Consider the following 21,090-nt stretch of genomic DNA (forward strand, 5'->3'; position numbering starts at 1 on the left):
GGCACGTGCTTTGCTCTGCTATAGTCAGGAAAAAGGAGCAGGATCATGGATACCCGCGGAATCGATCAAATGCTGTCAGAGCTGCGCGCCACGTCACAGGTGGCGTCGGGCAAGGCTGCGCAGGCCGCAACCGCTGCCGGTGAGACCGATTTCGGACAGGTCCTGCAAAGCGCCATTGCCGATGTGAGTTCGGCGCAGATGCAGGCCCAGGAGATGGCCAGGGGTTTCTCGGCTGGTGATCCCAACGTGAATCTGCAGGATGTGATGGTCAATCTGCAGAAAGCCAGCCTGTCCTTCCAGCAGATGGTCCAGGTGCGCAACAAGCTGGTCACTGCCTACCAGGACATCATGAACATGTCCGTGTAGTTGAACGTCAGCCTGCCTTCCTCGGGCTGACGCCTATCGCACAAACATAAAAGCCGGCATTGCCGGCTTTTTGTTCAATGGCGTGAGCATCAACGGATGCGTTCCCGGGCGTTGCGTTCGCGTTCGGCACGCAGGATGTAGCGCTGGATGGAGGAGGCCATGCTTGCCGACAGGTTCATGAACTCGCACCCTGCCCTCAGCATCACACTGCCATCCCGGTTGGTGATGCGGAAGAGATTGCGCACCCGCAGGGAGGTCGCAATGGGGCCCACCTCCGGAAGCATAAGCCGGCAATCGGCAAACTCCATGTCGGGCTCGAAAATGATCCCGTTGGGCGGAACCGTGATGGCCAGCCCGCCGCCGCTGATGTCCACGACATCGGCCTCGACGCTGATCACCTTGTTTTCGCCACCCACCACGATGGGGATCTGGCAGCTCAGGCTGTGGGGGCTGGGCGCGGTGAGGCGGTAGTACTCCCGTCGCTGCAGGCGCAGCAGGACGTCGGGGAGGGCGATCCTGAAGGCCTCATGACCCTCGTGGGGAAAGCGCTCGATGCCCTGGGCGGCAAACTGGATCTTGATCTTGTCGAGTTGCGTGACACAGATCAGCTGCTCGGCTCCTTCAACCCGCTGATTGATGGCTTCATCACTGGCTGCGTCGAGGATGAGGTGGCGTTCGTCCGGGGTGATGGCCAGGATCGCACTCAGGAAGGAGTCGGCGCTTGCGTCGATGAAGGCGCTTAGCATGGCCCGCTTTTGCATCAGGGCCCGGAGGTTGTAGAGGATGTCGGTTTTATCCCGCAGCAGGTAGCGGGAATAGTCGTCGGCCTGCAGGAGTTCGAACTTGAGCGGCATGGTGGCGATGGCGTCCGGCAATCGGATGATGGACGGGATTCTAGCAGCCCTGAATGGGCTCCCGGAGCCGCTGCGGGCCCCATGCCGGACGGGAAGGCGAGGAATCGCCTGAAAATAACCGGAGCGCCCTGGGGCGCTCCGGGAGAACGTGAAGTCAGCGGGTGGCTTCGCGTTCGATTTCCTCAAGGCTGGTGTGGCGGACGTCGCGGCCCTTGACCATATAGACCACGTATTCAGCGATGTTCTTTGCGTGATCGCCGATACGCTCTACCGACTTGGCCACGAACATCAGCTCGATGGACTGGGAGATGGTGCGGGGGTCTTCCATCATGTAGGTGATGAGCTGGCGCATGATGCCCTTGAACTCGGCATCGACCTCCTTGTCCTGGCGGACCACCTGGGCAGCCGAGATGGTGTCCAGGCGGGCGTAGGCGTCGAGGGAAGTGCGGAGCATGTCCACCACGGCGTCGGCGATGTGGGCGAGACGGATCTGCGGGGTAAAGGACGAACCGGTGGTGTGCAGCTGCTTGGCCGTCTTGGCGATCTTCTTGGCCTCATCACCGATCCGTTCGAGATCGGTGATGGTCTTCTGCACCGTGCTGATCATGCGCAGATCCACAGCGGTGGGCTGGCGCTTGGCGATGACCTGATTGCAGGCCTCGTCCAGCTCGATTTCCAGGTGATTCACCCGGTTGTCGTTCTCGATGACCTGGTCGATCAGCAGCAGATCCCCGTCTGACAGGCCTTCCATGGCCTTCACGATCTGCAGTTCGACCATGCCGCCCATCTGCAGGACACGCGTCCGGATGCCTTCCAGTTCGGCGTCAAACTTCTTGGATGTGTGTTCGTTCATGGGAAATCCTGTTGGGGGTGATATGTAATCATCGAAGACTAGCAGTGCAACATGACGTTTTTGTTTCAACTCCGCTCGAAGGTGACCACGCCATCGGCAGTTGCGAGCAGCAGTACGTCGGCTCCGCGCTTGGCGAAAAGGCCGCTGGTGACCACCCCGACGATGCCGTCGATGGTGACCTCAAGGCTCGCCGGATCATTGATGACAAGGCCATGCACGTCAAGGATCAGGTTGCCGTTATCGGTGGTGAAACCTTCCCGCAGCACCGGTTGGCCACCCAGTTGAGTGAGGGCCCGGGCGACCTGGGCGCGGGCCATCGGAATGACCTCGACGGGGAGGGGGAAGCGCCCCAGTTGCGCCACCTTCTTGGTGGCGTCGCAGATGCAGACGAACTTGCGGGCCACCGCGGCGACGATCTTCTCCCGGGTCTGGGCGCCACCACCACCCTTGATCATGGCCAGCGAGGCGTCGATCTCGTCGGCACCGTCGATGTAAACCGGCAGCTCATCCACGTCGTTCATGTCGAGCAGGCGGATGCCATGACCGGCAAGGCGGCGTGCGGAAACCTCCGAGGATGCGACGGCTCCGGCGATGCGGTCCTTCATCGTGGCCAGGCCATCGATGAAGAAGTTGGCGGTGGAACCGGTGCCGACGCCGACGATGGCGCCTTCGATCACGTAGTCCAGCGCGCGCAGCGCGGCCTGTTGCTTGAGTTCGTCCTGGGTCATGGTGTTTCTGCCTGCGGCCAAAAGACCAAATTCTAACCGGCCCGGGCAAAGAGGTCAGATTCTGCAAACCGTCATGGTGTGACCGCGGGTTGAGGGTAGAGTGTGAAAACCATGCGACACTCGTTTCGGAGTGTGGCGGGTTGGGGGGGCGGATGCAGCAGGCATGGGAACAGGCGTGCGGCCGACCCGGTCTACCCCATTCATCTTTTGACTGGAGGCAGTGTATGGGTTTGCTCGATCAACTTGCAGGACAGGTTCTGGGTTCCCTGGCAGGAGGCGCACAGGGCGGCGGGCAGTCGCCCCTGATCCAGCTGGTGCTGAACCTCATTCAGAACAGTGAGGGCGGGCTTGGTGGTCTTCTGGCCAAGTTCAACCAGGCCGGGCTGGGCGACCAGGTGGCGTCCTGGGTGGGAACGGGCCAGAACCTGCCTGTCAGTGCAGACCAGCTCGGGCAGGTGCTCGGTGGCGCCGGTGGTCTGGGGAATATCGCCGCCCAGCTCGGCCTGCCTCCGGACCAGCTGGCAGGTCAGCTTGCGCAGCTGCTGCCCCAGGTGATTGACGGCCTCACCCCGAATGGTCAGGTGCCCGATGCCGGCGCCGATCTTCTGGGGCAAGGCCTTTCGGCCTTGGGCGGCCTGCTGGGCAAGGTCTGATTTTCAGGGGGCCGGGGCGGCTCCCCTCAACCCGGGCCGGTTGCTACCGGCCGGCTTGGGTCCGCACACCATTCGCTCCATGAACCCGCATACAAACGCGCGCCGTCGAGGCCCGCGGCTTCCATTGCAAGCAGGTTGTGGCAGGCGGTCACGCCGGATCCGCATTGGAGGACGGCGGTGTGGGCGTCTCCTCCCTTCAGGATCCGCCCGTATTCCTCCTGCAGCTCCGATGCCTGTTTGAAGCATCCGTCGGGGCCGAGGTTGTCTTTGAAGAACCGATTGATGGCCCCTGGAATGTGCCCACCCACCGGGTCCAGGGTTTCGTTCTCGCCCCGGTAGCGATCAGGGGCGCGGGCATCGATGAGCAGCATTTCGGGGGTACCCAGGTGATGCTGAACATGATCGGCATCCACCTTCATGCCGTTCTGCAGTCTCAGGATGAAAACCGCGGCACGGGCTTCGGGCGTGTCGGTGCTGAGGGGGTGCCCCCCTGATACCCAGGCCTGCAGGCCGCCGTTGAGCACGGCGACCTGACTGTGCCCCAGCCAGCGCAGCAGCCACCAAAGGCGCGCGGCAAACATGCCTCCGGCGTCGTCATAGGCCACCACCTGGGTCTCGTCGCCGATGCCGAGGCTGCCGAGTTTGTCGGCCAGCAGGCTTGGTGCGGGCAGGGGGTGGCGACCGTTGCGGCCGGTGACGGGGCCTGAAAGGTCTTCTTCCAGGTCGAGAAAGAATGCGCCGGGAAGATGACCTGCAGCGTAGGCATGACGCCCGAAAAGCGGGTCGGCGAGACTGAAGCGGCAATCGATGATGCGCCACGCTGGAGTGGCCAATCGATCAAGGTCGTTGGTGCTGATAAGGGTGGTGAAGGGTACGGACACGGTCTGGGCTCTTCAGGCGGGGGTTTCAATGCCATCCAGCCAGGCCTCGGCATCATCGGTGTTGTCGAAGACGCGGACATCCGCATCCACGAACATCTGCGACAGCCAGGCGCTCCACGTGACCCATTGATCCTTGGTGAGAATGGCGATCTGGGCGAAGTCATGGGCGTGAGCCCGGGCAAAGCGGATTTCCTCGAGGGCCATGTCGACGGTGAAGCCGTCCATCTCCCTGAGGTCGAAGAGCAGATCCACCGGGCCCTCGAACTGCACCTTGTAATTGACGACTTCTTCGAACTCCTTGTAGTCGGCCAGGGTGAACTCGCCGAAGACAGTTACGTTGACCCGGTTTTCCTTGTGGTCGGTGGTGATCATCGCCTGCTTCCTTTCTGGGCTGACTGGACGGCACCAGTGTAGCCCCCCGCTGCCTGCTCTTCAATCGGACTCTAGAGCTGGCGTGGGTTTCCGCGATGCGATGGAGACCAGCACGCCGCTGGCGATGATGATCACGATGGCCAGAAGCGAGGTCCAGGGCAGGTGCTCGTCCCATAGGATGACGCCGAAGAGGCTAGAAAAAATAACCGTGGTGTAGGCCAAGTTGGCCGACACGATGGTCTTGCCGTAGCGGTAGGCGCGGGTCATGGCGAGTTGGGCGCATCCGCCGAAGCCGCCGACGCCCAGGAGGATGGCGGCTTCCGTCGGGCTGATGGTGTGGATGCTGCCGGATGACAGGGCCCAGGGCAGTCCGAAGGCGGCGGTGATGAGGGAGAACCACAGCACGGTGCGGGCCTCGGGCTCGCCTGCACGCCCCAGTTCGCGCACATTGACGTAGGCAAGGCTGGCGATCAGGCCCGAGGCCAGCCCGCCCAGGGCGCCGGACCACTGCTCGGCCTGGAGGGTGGGCTTCAGGAGCAGCACGACGCCGATGAAACCCAATCCGACCGCCGCGAAGAGGGACTTGCCGACCCGCTCCCGGAACCACCAGGCCAGCAGGATGGCGACGAACAGGGGGGAGGTGTAGTTGAGGGTGACCGCAGTGGCCAGGGGAAGAATGCCGAGCGCGAAGAAATAGCACATCAGGGCGATGGTGCCCGAGACGCCCCTGGACAGCTGCAGCCGCCAATGGGGCGTGGCGTAGGAGGTGCCCTGCAGGCGCAGCAGCGCAGCCATCATCAGCAGGCCGACGAAACCCCGGTAGAACACCAGCTCCCCGGTACTGAAGTGGGCCGAGCCGAGCTTCACACAGACGCCCATGCAGGCGAACAGCAGACTGGCAACGATCATCCACAGGGATTGCATGGTGCAGTGCCGCAGGCGAAAAGCCGCCATTCTACTGGAGGTGCCTGCATGCTGCGTCGAGCACGAAAAAGCCCCCGCAGGTTTGCACCTGCGGGGGCTCATCAACCAGGCGTGCCGGTGAGGGTTACCGGCGATCCGGGTCTTAGTGGAACTGTTCTTCTTCGGTGGAGCCGGTCAGGGCGGTCACGGAGGACTTGCCACCCTGGATCACGGTGGTCACATCGTCGAAGTAACCGGTGCCCACTTCCTGCTGGTGGGACACGAAGGTGTAGCCACGGTCGCGGGCAGCGAATTCCGGCTCCTGAACCTTCTCGACGTAGGCAGACATGCCGCGGGCAGCGTAGTCCTGGGCCAGATCGAACATGTTGTACCACATGGAGTGGATGCCAGCCAGGGTGATGAACTGGTACTTGTAGCCCATGGCGCCCAGCTCCTTCTGGAACTTGGCGATGGTGGCATCGTCCAGGTTCTTCTTCCAGTTGAAGGACGGGGAGCAGTTGTAGGCCAGCATCTTGCCCGGGTGAACCTTATGCACGGCTTCAGCGAACTTGCGGGCAAATTCCAGATCCGGCGTGCCGGTTTCACACCACACCAGGTCGGCGTACTCAGCGTAGGCGATGGCGCGGGAGATGGCCTGGTCCAGACCCTTCTTGGTCTTGTAGAAGCCTTCGGCGGTGCGCTCGCCGGTCAGGAAGGGCTTGTCGTTCTCGTCGTAGTCGGAGGTCAGCAGGTCGGCAGCCTCGGCATCGGTACGGGCGATGACCAGGGTCGGCACGCCGTAGACGTCGGCAGCCATACGGGCAGCGATCAGCTTCTGACAGGCTTCGGTGGTCGGAACCAGCACCTTGCCGCCCATGTGGCCGCACTTCTTGACGGAGGCCAGCTGGTCTTCCCAGTGCACGCCGGCAGCGCCAGCGCGGATCATGGCCTTCATCAGTTCGTAGGCGTTCAGCACGCCGCCGAAGCCGGCTTCAGCGTCAGCCACGATCGGCAGGTGGTATTCAACGTGGCCGGCGTCGCCAGCGTTGATGTTCTTGGACCACTGGATTTCGTCAGCGCGGTTGAAGGCATTGTTGATGCGCTCGACAACCTTCGGCACGGAGTCAACCGGGTACAGGGACTGATCCGGGTACATGGCGGCGTACTCGTTGTTGTCGGCAGCAACTTGCCAGCCGGACAGGTAGATGGCCTTGATGCCGGCCTTGGCTTGCTGAACGGCCTGACCGCCGGTCAGGGCGCCCAGACAGTTGACGTAAGGCTGGTTGTTGACCAGATCCCACAGCTTCTCGGCACCACGACGGGCCAGGGTGTGCTCAACCTGGAAGGAGCCGCGCAGGCGGACGACGTCAGCGGCGGAGTAACCGCGCTTGATGCCTTTCCAGCGGGGGTTTTCGGCCCAGTCTTTTTCGAGGGCGGCGATTTGCTGTTCGCGAGTCAGAGACATACGACATCCTTTACTAACATTGAAGGGGAGGGGAAGCCTGAGGGCAGGTCCGGCCCGGGGAGGGTGATCGGACTTGCGCCTGTCCATTTTCCGGAGCTTCGGGGGCCGCTTTTTGCGATCTCCGGGAGCCCGGTCAGTGGATGAGAGTATAGGCAGGATTTTGCACGGCAGCAACAAGTCTTATATAAGATATAAGAAATTAATTTTCCATAAAAAACAGGGGCTTGAGCCCCTGTTTTTATATTGCGAAACGGCGATGGCGATTATGAAACAAAAAACCGCTGCGCCGCGTCGTTTCCGGCCCCGCTTATAGCAGCGGGGCCTCGGAAACGATGACTCCATCCTCGTCAGCGTACACGTATTGGCCGGTGATAAAAGTCACGCCACCGAAGCTCACCGGGATGTCCAGATCGCCAGCACCCTTCTTGACGCTCTTCATGGGGTGGGTGCCGAGCGCGAAAACACCCAGGTCCATGCCGCTGATCGGGCCCGAATCCCGGATGCAGCCATACATGATCACGCCAGCCCAACCGTTCTTGACGCCGAGGAGGGCGAGCTGGTCGCCGAGCATGGCGCAGCGCATCGAGCCGCCGGCATCGACGACCAGAACCGCGCCCTGGCCCGGGGTGTCGAGGGTCGAGCGCACCAGGGCATTGTCTTCGAAGACCTTGAGGGTGCGGATCGGGCCGGCAAAGCGGGTCTTGCCGCCGAAGCTGCGGAACATCGGGGCGACGGCGCGCACCTTGCCTTCGTTGGCATCGCAAAGATCGGTAGTCTGGAATTCCATGGTTACTCCATCGGGTTGAAAGGCGGAACAATGCAAACGGGCGGCCGAAGCCGCCCGCAGGGGATCATGTTTGCGGTTGCGAAAACTATACCGCAGCTTCCGCCAACTCTTCGAACACGAGCCGGACCCTGTCACTGTCGTCCAGGTCAATGGTGACGGTGCCACCACTGGACAGACGCCCGAACAACAACTCGTCCGCCAGCGCCGAGCGGATGGTGTCCTGGATCAGGCGAGCCATCGGCCGGGCCCCCATCAGCGGATCGAAGCCCTTCTTGCCCAGCCATTCCTTGAGCCGGTCGGTGAAGTGGGCTTCCACCTTCTTCTCGTGGAGTTGCGCCTCGAGCTGCATCAGGAACTTCTCGACCACCCGGGTGATGATGTCTTGGTCCAGCCCCTTGAAAGAGATGATGGCATCAAGGCGGTTGCGGAACTCCGGCGAGAACAGGCGCTTGATGTCAGACATCTCGTCACCCTGCTCGCGCTTGGCCGAGAAGCCGATGATGGCCTTCTGCATGGCTTCGGCGCCGGCGTTGGTGGTCATGATGATGATCGTGTTGCGGAAGTCCGCCTGGCGTCCGTTGTTATCGGTCAGCGTGCCGTGGTCCATCACCTGGAGCAGGATGTTGTAGATGTCCGGGTGGGCTTTTTCGATCTCGTCCAGGAGAAGCACGCAGTGGGGCTTCTTGGTGACCTGTTCGGTAAGCAGGCCGCCCTGATCGAAGCCGACATAGCCCGGCGGTGCGCCGATCAGCCGGGATACGGCGTGGCGCTCCATGTACTCGGACATGTCGAAACGCACCAGCTCGATACCCAGCGTGTAGGCGAGCTGCCGTGCCACCTCGGTCTTGCCCACGCCGGTGGGGCCGCTGAAGAGGAAGGAGCCAATGGGCTTGTGGGGATTGCCCAGGCCCGAGCGGGACATCTTGATGGCTTTGCCCAGTGCCTCGATGGCGGCGTCCTGGCCAAATACGACGTTTCTCAGGTCGCGTTCCAGGGTCTTCAGGGCGGCCTTGTCGTCATTCGAGACGCTGCGCGGCGGGATGCGGGCGATCTTGGCGACGATCTCCTCGATCTCCGTCTTGCCGATGAGCTTCTTCTGGCGGGACTTGGGCAGGATGCGCTGGGCGGCGCCAGCTTCGTCGATCACGTCGATGGCCTTGTCCGGCAGGTGGCGGTCATTGATGTAGCGGGCCGACAGCTCTGCCGCACTCGACAGGGCCGAGGCTGAATACTTGATGCCGTGGTGCTGTTCGAAGCGCGACTTGAGGCCCTTGAGGATCTCGACTGTCTCGGAAACCGACGGCTCCACCACATCCACCTTCTGGAAGCGGCGGGAGAGGGCGTGGTCCTTCTCGAAGATCTGGCGGAACTCGGTGTAGGTGGTGGCCCCGATGCACTTCATCTGCCCTGAGGACAGGGCCGGTTTGAGCAGATTGGAGGCGTCCAGCGTGCCGCCCGACGCTGCACCAGCGCCGATCAGCGTGTGGATCTCGTCGATGAACAGGATGGCATTCGGGTGGTCGGCGAGCTGCTTCAGAACCGCCTTCAGGCGCTGCTCGAAGTCGCCCCGATATTTGGTGCCGGCCAGCAGCGCACCCATGTCGAGGGCGTAGACCTGGGCGTCGGCGAGGATTTCGGGAACGCGGCCTTCGACAATGCGCCGGGCCAGTCCTTCAGCGATCGCAGTCTTTCCGACGCCTGCTTCACCGACCAGCAGGGGGTTGTTCTTGCGACGCCGGCAGAGGGTCTGGATGACGCGTTCGACCTCCTTCTCGCGACCGATGAGGGGATCGATCTTGCCGAGAAGTGCCTGCTGGTTGAGATTCTGGGTGTAGTTGTCGAGCGCGCCGCCGGCCTGGTTGCCTTCCTGCTCCTGCTCGCCCTGTTCGGATTCGCCGCTGGGGCGGGAGGCCGCCGGGTTTGCACCTTGCTGGGGCGTCTTGGTGATGCCGTGGGAGATGAAATTCACCACATCCAGGCGGGAGATGTTCTGGCGTTGCAGGAAGTAAACCGCGTGGGAGTCCTTCTCTCCGAAGATGGCGACCAGCACGTTGGCGCCGGTGACCTCCTTCTTGCCGGAGGACTGGACGTGGAGGATGGCCCGCTGGATGACCCGTTGAAAACCCAGGGTAGGCTGGGTGTCGATATCTTCCGTGCCTTCAACCTTGGGCGTGTGCTCATTCACGAAGTTCGTGAGCTCCTTGCGCAGCTCGTCGGTCTTGGCTGCGCAGGCCCGCAGCACTTCGGCGGCGGAAGGGTTGTCGAGGAGCGCAAGCAGGAGGTGCTCCACGGTGATGAACTCATGGCGCTTCTGCCGTGCTTCGACAAAGGCCATGTGCAGACTGACTTCAAGCTCTTGCGCGATCATTTCAGTTTTCCTCCATGACGCATGCCAGGGGATGCTGGTACTGGCGTGCGTACGCGATGACCTGCTCGACTTTGGTGGCAGCGATGTCCCGTGGAAAGACCCCGCACACACCAACGCCCTCTCTGTGCACTTTGAGCATGATTCGCGTCGCTTGTTCGCGGTCCTTGCCAAAGTATTTCTCTATCACGGCCACCACGAAATCCATGGGGGTGAAATCGTCGTTAAGGAGCATGACCTTGAAAAGTGGTGGCGGTTTGACCCGTGTCACCGATGTTTCAAGTACAGACTCTTCCTGCTTTTTGATGACCATGCGACCCATTCTAAACAACCCCGATGATTGTGCAAGAGTGACTTGGCACACTTGGCGGGGCTTTCCAAAGCGGTGCACTTGCCCCCTCATGGTGCGTCGCAAGCGGGGCAAAAGCCGCGTTGAAATGTCGGGTTTTGTTGGAAAACACACAAAAACACGACATTTATCCGCTGCTTTCGTGTTGTGGTGCAACATTTGTGCCGGATTACAAATGCGTTGACGACGCCAATCAAGTCACGTAAAAGCAGGGCTGTGTTCGTGCTGAGCCAGGGGCGACGGGGTTTGCGTTGCGTGTTCGAAGAAATGCCCTCGAAAGTCCTGCCCTTGCCTTGACCCGATCGCATGCCGGAAGTCCGGATCGTATTACTGAAATCAAGAAGGAATGAGCAATATGGCAACTGGTACTGTTAAGTGGTTCAACGACGCCAAGGGTTTCGGCTTCATCACGCCGGATGACGGCAGTGAAGACCTGTTCGCGCACTTCTCTGCGATCAATATGAACGGGTTCAAGTCGCTGAAGGAGGGGGAGAAGGTTCAGTTCGAGGTCACCCAAGGTCCGAAGGGCAAGCAAGCGTCGAACATCCAGCGCGCTTGATCCATTCCGATCCATCGGGGCTCGCTGCCCTGATGCAGTGATCCAGACCGCCGGCCTGCGCAAGCTTGCCGGCGGTTTTGTTTTTGTGCGTCTGGTTGTGCTTTGGATGCGTTTGCGGGTTTGGCGCGGATGCAATGCGTGGATTTTGCGGTGAAGGCTACGCCGTCGCGGTGGAGAGTGCCGGGGCAGAATGCAGAAAACCCGCCATTGGGCGGGTTTTCAGGTGCAACAAGCGGTAATCGCGTGCCGGAAGCAATTACTTGAGTTTGACTTCCTTGTACGGCACGTGCTTGCGAGCAACGGGATCGTACTTGCTGAACTCAAGCTTGTTCGGGGTGGTGCGCTTGTTCTTGGAGGTGGTGTAAAAATGCCCGGTGCCAGCAGTGGACTCGAGCTTGATCTTTTCGCGGCCGCCTTTTGCCATGTCGATTTATCTCCGGTGGTGAAAAGGCTCAGACTTTTTCGCCGCGAGCGCGAAGCTCGGCGACGATGGTGTCGATGCCCTTCTTGTCAATGGTGCGCAGGGCCGCATTGGATACGCGCAGGCGCACCCAGCGATTCTCGGCTTCGCTCCAGAACTTGCGATTCTGCAGGTTCGGCAGGAAGCGGCGCTTGGTTTTGTTGTTCGCGTGGGAAACGTTGTTACCCACCATCGGTGCTTTTCCGGTCACTTGGCAAACGCGAGCCATTTGTTGCTCCAAACTGGTTTTGATTCGATAAGACTCTCGATTATAAGCGACGAAGTTCACTCGAATCAATACTTTGGTGCGTTTCAAATCGTGAATATGTACCTTGCTGCCTTCGAAACCTAGAGCAGGCCCCGTTCGGCAAAGGAGACGGGAGGTGCATTGCCGGCAACGATGAAGTGATCGAGAACCCTGACATCGATCAGGGCCAGCGCCTGGATGAGGCTTTTGGTGAGGGATTGATCGGCTGTGCTCGGTTCGCCGACCCCCGAAGGGTGGTTGTGGGCCAGGATGACGGCTGCGGCATTACGCTCCAGAACCAGCTTGACCACTTCCCGGGGATAGACAGAGGTCTGGGTAAGCGTGCCGCGAAACAGTTCCACGTTACCCATGACCCGGTTCTGGGCGTCGAGGAGCAGGATCATGAAGACTTCGTGGGGGAGCTGGGCCAGCTTGAGGCGCAGCCAGTCGCGTACGGCACGAGGTGAGTCGAGTACGTCACGGCGGGCCATCTCCTCGACGAGGGCACGCCGGGCCAGTTCGAGCACAGCCTGGAGCTGGGCGTACTTGGCGGGGCCCATGCCCGGAATCGCCGAGAAGGCTGTTGCCGTTGCCGTGCACAGGGCGGACAGTCCGCCGAAATGGGCAAGGAGGTCGCGGGCGAGATCGACCGCGCTCTTGCCGCGGATGCCGACCCGAAGGAACAGGGCCAGGAGTTCCGCGTCCGACAGGGCACTGGCGCCCAGGCTGAGGAGGCGCTCCCGCGGGCGTTCGTCGGCAGGCCAGTCGGTGATTGCCATGGCGTGTACAATTCCAGCTTCTGAAGGACTCGGATAATACCATTGGCATGAGCGAGCTCAAGGGCAGGAAACTGGTGTTGGGTGTCACAGGCGGCGTGGCGGCCTACAAGGCGGCGGAGCTGGTGCGGCTGCTCGGCAAGGCTGGGGCGGACGTCCACGTGGTGTTGACGGAAGGCGGTGCGCGCTTCGTGACGGCAGTCACTTTCCAGGCGCTTTCCGGCAACCGGGTGTGGACCGATCTGTGGGATCCGCGCATGGACAACAATATGGCCCACATCGATCTCACCCGTGATGCGGACGCGATCCTGATTGCGCCGGCTACAGCCGATGTGATGGCCAAGCTCACTCATGGCTTGGCCGATGATCTGCTGACCACATTGTGCCTGGCCCGGGACTGTCCTCTGTTGGTCGCGCCGGCCATGAACCGCCAGATGTGGGAGCACCCCGCCACCAAGCGCAATGCTGCGCAGTTGATCGCCGATGGGGTCACGTTGTTCGGGCCGGCGGCGGGCGAACAGGCCTGCGGAGAGGTCGGGCTGGGGCGCATGCTGGAGCCGGAGGCGCTGTGCGAGGCGCTTATCGGCTTCTTTCAGCCCCGCGTGCTTGCCGGGCGGCGGGTAGTGATGACGGCCGGGCCGACCTTCGAGGCGATTGACCCCGTGCGCGGTATCACCAACTCCAGCTCCGGCAAGATGGCTTACGGCCTGGCGCGGGCGTGCGTCCAGGCAGGGGCCGAGGTGGTTCTGGTCAGTGGCCCTGTTTCCCTGCCGATGCCTGCGGGCGCCCGCCGGGTGAGCGTGCGCAGTGCGCTGGAAATGCGTGAGGCCGTGTTTGCCGCCCTGCCGGGAGCCGATGTCTTCATCGGCGTGGCCGCGGTGGCGGACTATCGGCCGGCCGCGTCGGCGGAGCACAAGATCAAGAAGTCGGGTGCCGAACTGTCCATCACCCTGACGCCCAACCCGGACATCCTCGCGGATGTGGCGGGTTTGCCAAACCCGCCATTCTGTGTGGGCTTTGCTGCCGAGAGTCGCAACCTGGACGAATACGCGGAAGGCAAGCGCAAGGCCAAGAAGCTGCCCCTGATCGTCGGCAACCTGGTGCAGGACGGGCTGGGTGGTGACGACAACCTGGTGGTGCTGTATGACGATGCCGGCCGTCACCCCCTGCCGAAGGCTGCCAAGCCCGAGCTTGCCCGGGCCATCGTGGCCCATCTGGCGGGCCTGTTGCCCAAAGTCTGAACCTAGCCCTGAACGATTGGATTGCCATGCATCGGATTGACATCAAGATTCTCGACGAGCGCCTGCAGAGCCAGCCGCCCGCGTATGCAACCGGCGGTTCGGCCGGCCTCGACCTGCGCGCCTGCATCGACGCGCCGATCAACCTTGCTCCCGGGCAGACGACGTTGGTGCCGACGGGCCTGGCGATCCACCTGGCCGATCCGGGCCTGGCCGCGATGATCCTTCCCCGCTCGGGGCTGGGGCACAAGCACGGGATCGTGCTGGGCAATCTGGTCGGCCTGATCGATTCGGACTACCAGGGCCAGATCTTCGTATCGGTCTGGAATCGTGGGCATGAGCACTTCACGGTGCAGCCGATGGAGCGTATTGCCCAACTGGTGGTGGTGCCGGTGCTGCAGGTGGCCTTCAATGTGGTGGATGATTTTGACGCCAGCGAGCGGGGTGCCGGCGGGTTTGGCAGCACCGGCAAGCATTGATGCGGCATCCGGGCATCCCCACTGGCGTCCACGTCCTGCTTGAGTGGGACGGGCGGGTGCTGTTGATGCGCAGGGCCGGGACGGGGTTCTTCGACGGTCTGTACAGCCTGCCGGGCGGCCACGTGGAGGAGGGGGAGTCGGTGGTGGCAACGGCTGTTCGCGAGATGGCCGAGGAGGTTGGGGTCGTGCTCGCGGCGGACAGTGTGGATGTGCTGGGCGTGGTGCATCGTCGCTCGGATACGAACCGGATCGATTTTTTCGTCCGGGCCCGATCCTGGTGCGGTGAGCCGCATATTGCCGAGCCTGACAAGTGTGATGCGCTGGATTGGTTTCCCCTGGACAACTTGCCCGAAGCTGTGGTGCCCTACATCCGCGAGGCGCTTGCGGAGGGGCCGGGCCCGTGGATACGGGAGTCCGGCTGGCGCTGAAATGAAAAACCCCGGTCTGTCAGAACCGGGGTTTTTTTCGTTCAGGAGACGCCTTACTCGGGAACGTTCACCGTGCCGCCTGTGTAGCTGATGGTGTCCGCTGCTGCCGGGTTGCCGGCAATCGGCGGCAGGTTGCTGGCCGTGAGGGCCGGCGCCGAGCCTGCCGTGCCGCCGCGCGGTGTGGTCCGGATCACCTGGGAGTTAGGCAGTGCGGTGCCATTCTTCAGGTGGGCATACATGATGTCCAGGCCCCGGTTGAAGTACACATGCAGGGGTACAAGGTTGCTGTCGTAGCCGGGGAGCAGGCCGTTGTCGATGAAGGCGTCGAAGTGCTGGGCGTTGGTGACCTCGTAGTAGCGCAGCTTGCTGCTCGCGCCATCGATCTTCCGGTTTGCGCCGTAGTAGGCCCGGGACGCGTGATTGACGGGAATCAGGGTGTCTGAACGGCCGGACACGATGACCGTCGGCTTGCCATTGAGCGCCCCGCTGGCTTGTACCTCGGCAATGCCCTGGCGTACGCGCTCGGATTGGGCAAGGAGGGTGCCGGTCAGCTTGCTGCCGGTCACGGTGTCGGTGCCGGTGACCAGCGAGCGGGCGCACAGGGCCCCGTCAAGCGCGCCGTCAGCGAGCCCGGTGGAGGGCGATACGGCAAGGACGTCCCGTTTGGCGCCGCCGCTGGCATCGTTGTAGACCAGGTTGATGCCGCTGGTGGGTGGGACGCCATTGCCGCTCGCAAAAATGCCGGCCTGAACCAGGGCGCTGGTGGCGGTGACGTTGCCCAGAGTGGCACCTGCCGTGGCCACGGTGCTGCCGAAGCTGAAGCCGCAGACGTTGTCGGCCACGCTGAAACGCCCGAGGGTGTTCAGGTAGGTGACGACGATGGAGGGGGTGGCGAGGGCGTGGTGGGAGGCGTGGTACAGGTCGTGCTCGCTGCTCCAGCCGTAGCTGCGCAGCTTCTGGAGAGCCTCGTCGGCCTGGGCCTGAAGCGTAGTGCCGGCCAGGAGGCCCTTGGCCTTGAGCGCCGTGCAGCGATTGCTGGCATAGCCGGCGATGAAGGCGGCACCCGGTGAGCCGGTGGCTGCGGTCGAGAGCGCTGCGCAGGGCTGATAGAGGTTGGCGTAGGTGAAGTAGTCGATCAGCGGCTTACCGATGGTGCTGACGGTGGCGGTGCCCTGCTTGATGCCGATGCCACTCACGTCTTTGGGCTGGATCTGGGGTTCGCTGACGGCGACGCCATCGATCAGGCCCAGGCTGTCCTGTTCGGCGGCGAGGAGCGCGGCGCCCGCGCCGTTGGAGGCGGATGAGGCGATCACCAGGGTGTTGGCCGGGCGGATGGCCCGCGGCTTCTTGCCGCTGGCGTCGGCCGTGCCGAATTTTTCGTTGAGTACGTAGAAAGCGAAACCCACCGCGTCGAGGGTGTTGCGCCCCCAGTCCTTCTCGGGGTTCTGGCGGGAGTGGGCGTGCTTGTAGGCGATCCGGTTGGGGAAAGCCGTATTGAAGGCGTCGAGCTGGCTCTTGCTCAGGTCGGCCGCGAAATGGGCCCGTTTGCCGGCGGCGCTGGCGCTGGAGACAGTGCCGTCAATCAGGTTGACGGTGTCCTTGGCAAGGTCGTGCATGCCGTTGCCGCTGCCCTTGTCGGTGTAGGCCACGGCGCAGCCATGCTTGAGGCCCCATTCGCCGGCGGTACCGATGGCGCCATATATGCCCCGCGAGCCGGATGAGGTGGCGGTGACGATGCAGGGTTGAGCGGCGTTGAAGCTGGCAGGAATCTGCACCATGACGGTGACCAGACGTGTTCCGCTTTCGTCACCGGAGAAGGCAATGGCCTCGGTGCCGGCGATCTTGCCTTCGCCCAGGGTGTCACCGCCCTGGGTGTCGATGTTGGGGCCGTAGAGGGTGCCGTAGCCGCCACTGGGCTTGTTGGCGTCCACCAGGGCGCGGTAGTTGTTGTAGATGGCGTTGCGGCGCAGCTCGGCGACGGTGGGGGCGGCAGCGTTGGTATAGGCGGGGGCGGTGGCGCTGCCGAGCCCGGTCTTGCCGAGCCCGGCGGTGAGGAGGTCGTCGCTGCTGCCGTCGTAATCCTGGATGCGGTAGGAGTCGGCGCGGATGCGCTCGGGGCGGCGATTGTAGGCAATGAAACCGGTGCCGGATGGGCGCAGGTCCACGAGGGTCAGCAGGCGGTCGGTTTCGTCGCCGTCCGTGCTGGCGGTGCCGGGCTGGAATTTCGCGTGGCGCAGGGAGGCCGGGCGCTTGCCGAGCTCGGCTTCGAGGGCGTCGAGCAGTTTGGCGTCGGCACTGGCCACGCTGGCAGCCCCGACCTGGCTGAACGTGCCCGTCGCAAAGGCGGAGCGCAAGGCGGCATCGGAGCTGAGCCCCAGTGCCAACTGGGCAATGCTGTTGGTTGCGTTGTTGATGTTGGCGGATTTGCCGGCATCGTCTTCGGTGATCAGGGCATGCCATACGCCCTGGCTGCCGGTGATCTGGAGCATCAGCGGGTAAGTCAGTCCGATGGTCTGAACCGTGTAGTTGCCGTTGCTGTCGGTGGTGGCGCTGCGGGTCTGGCCCGTCTTGTCCTTGATGGTGACCGTGCCGTTGGCGATGGCCAGGCCTTCAGCGGCGATGCCACTCAGCTGTATGCCTTTATCGCTGCCGTTGCCGCTTCCTCCACAAGCGCTCAGGAGCAGCGCTCCGCTGACCGCCAGCACCACAGCCTTCAATCGAAACCGGTATTCCATGTGTCTCCTCCTTTATTGGTTATGGAAGTCATCATCACGTGACGGCTTCATAGCCATGGTGGTGCCTGGCGGCGGACTTCGACACTGGGGTTTACCTGAACTTCATGCAAAAAGCGCTGGCCGCATCGGAGCGCAGGGCGCGGTGAATCAGGCGATATGCGGGGGGGCGGTGGCCTCGGCAGGGCCAAAGGCGTTGCAGAAGCGCAGCGCCTGGGGATAGGGGTAAAAGTCCTCCACGTGGCCATCGCGGATGAGGGCTTGTGCCTCCTGCCAGAAGCGCGGGTCGAGGAGCCGGCGGTGGTGCTTGAGAAAAGCCTTGCGGATCTTGACCTGGCCGAGCAGGAAAGTGGCGAACTCCTCCGGGAAGATGTCGTGGGGGCCGGCGGAGTACCAGGGTTCGCCGGACATCTCCATGTCTTCGTTGGGGGCCGGGGGGATCTTGCGGAAGTTGCAGTCGGTCATGTACTCGATCTCGTCGTAGTCGTAGAACACGACGCGGCCGTAGCGGGTCACCCCGAAGTTCTTCCACAGCATGTCGCCGGGGAAGATGTTGGCGATGGCCAGTTCGCTGATCGCTTGCCCGTACTCGCGGACGGCCTCGTCCACCTGCTCGTCGCTGGCTTTGTCCAGGTAGAGGTTGAGGGGGGTCATGCGGCGTTCGATGTAGAGATGCTTGATCACCAGGGTGTCGCCATCCTCCTCGATCACCGAGGGGGCGAGTTCCTTTAGTTGCAGGATCAGGTCGGGGTGGAAGCGGCTGCGGGGCAGGGCCACGTTGGAGAACTCCAGGGTGTCGGCCATGCGCCCCACCCGGTCCACCTGGCGTACCAGCAGGTATTTCCGTTTCACCGTGGCCCGGTCCATGTTCTTGGAGCTCCCGAAGACGTCTTTGATGATCTTGAACACGTAGGGGTAGGAGGGCAGGGTGAATACCAGCATCACCAGGCCGCGGATGCCGGGCGCCTCGATGAACTGGTCGTTGGAGTGGCGCAGGTGGGCGATGAGGTCGCGGAAGAAGTTGGTCTTGCCCTGTTTGCCCAGGCCGAGCATGGTGTACAGCTCGGAGCGGGGTTTGTTGGGCATGATGCTGCGCAGGAACTGCACATAGCCCGAGGGGACTTCCATGTCCACCAGGAAGTAGGCCCGGGACAGGGAAAACAGCAGGGAGATGCGCCAGGTGTCGAGCAGGATGGTGTCCAGGTGGAGCATGCCGGAGGCGCCGTGGCGGACGGCGATGACGAAGGGGCATTCCTGGTAGCCGTTGATGCCCTTGCCGATGATGTAGGCGGTCTTGTTGCGGTAGAAGGCCGAATACAAAACCTGGATCTGGCAGTTCACCTCCATCTTGGGCCAGCTGCCGAGATGCTTCTCGACACTGCGCATCACGTAATCCACGTCCCGTTCCAGGTTCTCGAAAGGGCGTTGCCAGTCAAAGTCCTCGATAAGGCGCAGGATGGTGGCCCGCAGCCCTTCATCCTGGGGGTAGTAGCTGGAATAGGTGGGCGGGAAGGACTCGATGTAGTCGGTGGAGATGGCCGGCCGGGTAAAGATGTAGGCGTTGCTGAAGTAGTCCCGGTGCAGGATCTTGGTGGTCACCGAGTTGAAGAAGGTCTCGGCCAGCTCGGGTTGCTTGTGGTTGATCAGCAGGCCGATGTAGTGGAGCTTGACGGCCTGCCAGGTGGCATCGTCGATGGACTCGGCGTTGAATTCCTCGTGGAGGCGCTGCACGGTCTCGTTGACCCGGTCATCGTAAAACTGAACCCGGTCACGCACGGCCGAGAGCTGCTCCTGCCAGGCCGCGGCCTCGTAACTTTCCTTGGCGCGTCGGGAGGTCTCCCGAAAGATCCGGTAGTGCTTGTTGAAGCCCTCGATCAAGGCCTGGGCGATGGCGAGTGCAACCGGATTTTCGTTGTGTGCAGCGTCCACTTCTGTCTCCTCCAGCAGGTTGGCCGGCACGCTGCCGCGGTGGCGCCTCGGCGACGGCCACGTGCGCGTGTCCAGCCTTCAAATAGTAGCACTCCCCAATCCCCGCCCTGGCCGGAGCACGCCGTCTGGCGCGGGTTTCGGGGCGGTGTGCAGTGGGCGGTGCAGCATTGACCCGGCCGGGTTTTGGTCCATAATCGGTGCAGTTTGTCCCCGCGTGAGGGGCAGGCAGGGAGTCGGTCGAGGCGTACAGCTGGCCGGTGTTTTGCCGGCCGGTCGTTGTCAGGAGACTGACCCGTCCACACGATATAAAACCTTTGCGAGGGCGTTGGTATGAGTACTTCTCTGATCAAGGTGCCGGCTGGCGGGCAAAAAATCGTTCCGGGCCAGACCGTTCCCGACAATCCCATCATCCCCTACATCGAGGGGGACGGCATCGGCGTCGACATCACCCCGGTGATGATCAAGGTCATCGATGCCGCGGTGAACAAGGCCTACGCCGGCAAGAAGCAGATCCACTGGATGGAGGTTTACGCGGGCGAAAAATCCACCCAGCTGTATGGGCCGGACGAGTGGTTCCCCAAGGAAACCTTCGATGCTCTCAAGGAATACTCGGTGTCCATCAAGGGGCCGATGACCACCCCGGTGGGCGGCGGTATCCGCTCTCTCAACGTGGCCCTGCGCCAGGAGCTCGACCTTTACCAGTGCGTCCGTCCGGTGCAGTACTTCCAGGGGGTCCCGTCGCCCCTGAAGCGGCCGGACCTGGTCAATATGGTCATCTTCCGGGAGAACACCGAAGACATCTATGCCGGTGTCGAGTGGGCCGCCCAGTCCGAGGCGGTGAAGAAGGTCATCAAGTTCCTGACCGAGGAGATGGGCGTCAAGAAAATCCGTTTCCCGGAAACATCAGGCATCGGCATCAAGCCGGTGTCCATCGAGGGCACCACCCGCCTGGTCCGTGCGGCCATCAAGTACGCGATCGAGAACGACCGCAAGTCGGTGACCATCGTGCACAAGGGCAACATCATGAAGTTCACCGAGGGCCTGTTCCGCGACACGGGTTACAAGGTGGCCCAGGAAGAGTTCGGTGCCCAGCCCATCGATGGCGGTCCGTGGTGCAAATTTGCCAACCCGAAGACCGGGCGCGAGATCATCGTCAAGGATGCGATCGCCGACGCCTTCCTGCAGCAGATCCTGCTGCGCCCGGCGGAGTACGACGTGATCGCCACCTGCAACCTCAACGGCGACTACATCTCCGATGCCCTGGCGGCCCAGGTGGGGGGCATCGGCATTGCGCCGGGGGCCAACATCTCCGACCAGTACGCCTGCTTCGAGGCCACCCACGGTACGGCGCCCAAGTACGCCGGGCTCGACAAGGTGAACCCGGGTTCCATCATCCTCTCGGCCGAGATGATGCTGCGGCATCTGGGCTGGACCGAGGCGGCTGATCTGGTGATCCGGTCGATGGAGGCGGCTATCGGCGACAAGATCGTGACCTACGATTTTGCCCGCCTGATGGACGGAGCGACCGAGGTGTCGTGCTCGGAGTTCGGTGACGCGATGATCGCGCGCATGTAACAGCCTGCGCGTGCCTGGCGGTGTGCCGGGCCATCAAAAAAACAAAACCCCCGTGGTTTCCACGGGGGTTTTGTTTTTTGACCCCTGCTCC

22 protein-coding genes are annotated in these 21,090 nt (G+C 62.6%); 7 read left to right on the forward strand and 15 right to left on the reverse strand.

What is annotated here, in order from left to right; genetic code table 11:
- Positions 1-45: 45 nt before the first annotated feature.
- On the forward strand, positions 46-366 hold the full coding sequence (fliE, locus tag L6Q67_RS03925) for a flagellar hook-basal body complex protein FliE (RefSeq protein WP_296565627.1): 321 nt from the start codon (positions 46-48) through the stop codon (positions 364-366).
- 89 nt (positions 367-455) lie between these two features.
- On the opposite strand, the gene L6Q67_RS03930 is transcribed toward fliE, so the two are convergent.
- The 3 genes from L6Q67_RS03930 to rpiA form a co-directional block, all read right to left on the reverse strand.
- On the reverse strand, positions 456-1,220 hold the full coding sequence (locus L6Q67_RS03930) for a flagellar brake protein (RefSeq protein ID WP_296565629.1): 765 nt from the start codon (positions 1,218-1,220) through the stop codon (positions 456-458).
- 154 nt (positions 1,221-1,374) lie between these two features.
- Entirely contained in the window at positions 1,375-2,073 is a 699-nt protein-coding gene (gene phoU / locus L6Q67_RS03935) for a phosphate signaling complex protein PhoU (RefSeq protein WP_296565633.1), read from the reverse strand.
- A 65-nt stretch (positions 2,074-2,138) separates the two neighbouring features.
- Positions 2,139-2,801: a ribose-5-phosphate isomerase RpiA gene (rpiA, locus tag L6Q67_RS03940; protein WP_296565635.1), complete on the reverse strand. Its 663-nt coding sequence runs from the start codon at positions 2,799-2,801 to the stop codon at positions 2,139-2,141.
- Positions 2,802-2,941: 140 nt separating this feature from the next.
- Between rpiA and L6Q67_RS03945 the strand changes: the two genes are divergently transcribed.
- Complete coding sequence (locus L6Q67_RS03945) at positions 2,942-3,454, forward strand: YidB family protein (protein WP_296565638.1); 513 nt, start codon at positions 2,942-2,944, stop codon at positions 3,452-3,454.
- 26 nt (positions 3,455-3,480) lie between these two features.
- Here L6Q67_RS03945 and L6Q67_RS03950 read toward each other — a convergent pair whose 3' ends face one another.
- The 7 genes from L6Q67_RS03950 to clpS form a co-directional block, all read right to left on the reverse strand.
- Positions 3,481-4,335: a sulfurtransferase gene (locus tag L6Q67_RS03950; RefSeq protein WP_296565641.1), complete on the reverse strand. Its 855-nt coding sequence runs from the start codon at positions 4,333-4,335 to the stop codon at positions 3,481-3,483.
- A 12-nt stretch (positions 4,336-4,347) separates the two neighbouring features.
- The gene (locus tag L6Q67_RS03955) at positions 4,348-4,707 is read right to left on the reverse strand and encodes an STAS/SEC14 domain-containing protein (protein WP_296565643.1); all 360 of its coding nucleotides are present in this window, start codon (positions 4,705-4,707) and stop codon (positions 4,348-4,350) included.
- Between the two features lie 60 nt (positions 4,708-4,767).
- A complete protein-coding gene (locus tag L6Q67_RS03960; RefSeq protein WP_296565647.1) occupies positions 4,768-5,631 on the reverse strand; it encodes a DMT family transporter in 864 nt (287 codons plus the stop codon).
- A 142-nt stretch (positions 5,632-5,773) separates the two neighbouring features.
- Entirely contained in the window at positions 5,774-7,075 is a 1,302-nt protein-coding gene (aceA, locus tag L6Q67_RS03965; protein ID WP_296565649.1) for an isocitrate lyase, read from the reverse strand.
- A 307-nt stretch (positions 7,076-7,382) separates the two neighbouring features.
- A complete protein-coding gene (gene rraA, locus L6Q67_RS03970; protein WP_296565653.1) occupies positions 7,383-7,862 on the reverse strand; it encodes a ribonuclease E activity regulator RraA in 480 nt (159 codons plus the stop codon).
- A gap of 85 nt (positions 7,863-7,947) precedes the next feature.
- Positions 7,948-10,230, reverse strand: a complete 2,283-nt coding sequence (clpA, locus tag L6Q67_RS03975) for an ATP-dependent Clp protease ATP-binding subunit ClpA (RefSeq protein ID WP_296565655.1) — start codon at positions 10,228-10,230, stop codon at positions 7,948-7,950.
- A gap of 1 nt (position 10,231) precedes the next feature.
- On the reverse strand, positions 10,232-10,540 hold the full coding sequence (clpS, locus tag L6Q67_RS03980) for an ATP-dependent Clp protease adapter ClpS (RefSeq protein WP_296565658.1): 309 nt from the start codon (positions 10,538-10,540) through the stop codon (positions 10,232-10,234).
- 391 nt (positions 10,541-10,931) lie between these two features.
- Here clpS and L6Q67_RS03985 point away from each other — a divergent pair, with 391 nt between their 5' ends.
- Positions 10,932-11,135, forward strand: coding sequence for a cold-shock protein (locus L6Q67_RS03985; protein ID WP_079433360.1), 204 nt, complete (start codon positions 10,932-10,934; stop codon positions 11,133-11,135).
- Between the two features lie 256 nt (positions 11,136-11,391).
- Here the strand turns inward: L6Q67_RS03985 and rpmG are convergent, their stop codons facing one another.
- From rpmG to radC, 3 genes are all read right to left on the reverse strand, one after another.
- Positions 11,392-11,559, reverse strand: coding sequence for a 50S ribosomal protein L33 (gene rpmG, locus L6Q67_RS03990; protein ID WP_153161166.1), 168 nt, complete (start codon positions 11,557-11,559; stop codon positions 11,392-11,394).
- Positions 11,560-11,587: 28 nt separating this feature from the next.
- Positions 11,588-11,824 carry a 50S ribosomal protein L28 gene (gene rpmB, locus L6Q67_RS03995; protein ID WP_169144506.1) on the reverse strand — a complete coding sequence of 79 codons (237 nt, stop codon included), beginning with the start codon at positions 11,822-11,824 and terminating at the stop codon, positions 11,588-11,590.
- Positions 11,825-11,943: 119 nt separating this feature from the next.
- Complete coding sequence (gene radC, locus L6Q67_RS04000) at positions 11,944-12,621, reverse strand: DNA repair protein RadC (RefSeq protein WP_296565661.1); 678 nt, start codon at positions 12,619-12,621, stop codon at positions 11,944-11,946.
- 47 nt (positions 12,622-12,668) lie between these two features.
- Between radC and coaBC the strand changes: the two genes are divergently transcribed.
- Genes coaBC through L6Q67_RS04015 form a run of 3 tightly spaced genes read left to right on the forward strand, consistent with a single transcriptional unit; the run spans position 12,669 to position 14,763 of the window.
- On the forward strand, positions 12,669-13,859 hold the full coding sequence (gene coaBC / locus L6Q67_RS04005) for a bifunctional phosphopantothenoylcysteine decarboxylase/phosphopantothenate--cysteine ligase CoaBC (RefSeq protein WP_296565664.1): 1,191 nt from the start codon (positions 12,669-12,671) through the stop codon (positions 13,857-13,859).
- Between the two features lie 26 nt (positions 13,860-13,885).
- A complete protein-coding gene (gene dut / locus L6Q67_RS04010; protein ID WP_296565667.1) occupies positions 13,886-14,335 on the forward strand; it encodes a dUTP diphosphatase in 450 nt (149 codons plus the stop codon).
- Positions 14,335-14,763 carry an NUDIX domain-containing protein gene (locus tag L6Q67_RS04015; RefSeq protein WP_296565670.1) on the forward strand — a complete coding sequence of 143 codons (429 nt, stop codon included), beginning with the start codon at positions 14,335-14,337 and terminating at the stop codon, positions 14,761-14,763. The genes dut and L6Q67_RS04015 overlap by 1 nt, the downstream gene beginning before the upstream one ends.
- A gap of 53 nt (positions 14,764-14,816) precedes the next feature.
- On the opposite strand, the gene L6Q67_RS04020 is transcribed toward L6Q67_RS04015, so the two are convergent.
- Positions 14,817-17,498 (reverse strand): D-(-)-3-hydroxybutyrate oligomer hydrolase, encoded by a 2,682-nt coding sequence (locus L6Q67_RS04020; protein WP_296565671.1) that lies wholly within the window; start codon positions 17,496-17,498, stop codon positions 14,817-14,819.
- Between the two features lie 147 nt (positions 17,499-17,645).
- Positions 17,646-19,424: a bifunctional isocitrate dehydrogenase kinase/phosphatase gene (gene aceK, locus L6Q67_RS04025; protein WP_296565674.1), complete on the reverse strand. Its 1,779-nt coding sequence runs from the start codon at positions 19,422-19,424 to the stop codon at positions 17,646-17,648.
- Between the two features lie 330 nt (positions 19,425-19,754).
- Here aceK and icd point away from each other — a divergent pair, with 330 nt between their 5' ends.
- Positions 19,755-20,999, forward strand: coding sequence for an NADP-dependent isocitrate dehydrogenase (icd, locus tag L6Q67_RS04030; protein ID WP_296565677.1), 1,245 nt, complete (start codon positions 19,755-19,757; stop codon positions 20,997-20,999).
- The last annotated feature ends 91 nt before the right edge of the window (positions 21,000-21,090 follow it).

The organism is Zoogloea sp. (assembly GCF_023150065.1).
Classification (GTDB): Bacteria; Pseudomonadota; Gammaproteobacteria; order Burkholderiales; family Rhodocyclaceae; genus Zoogloea.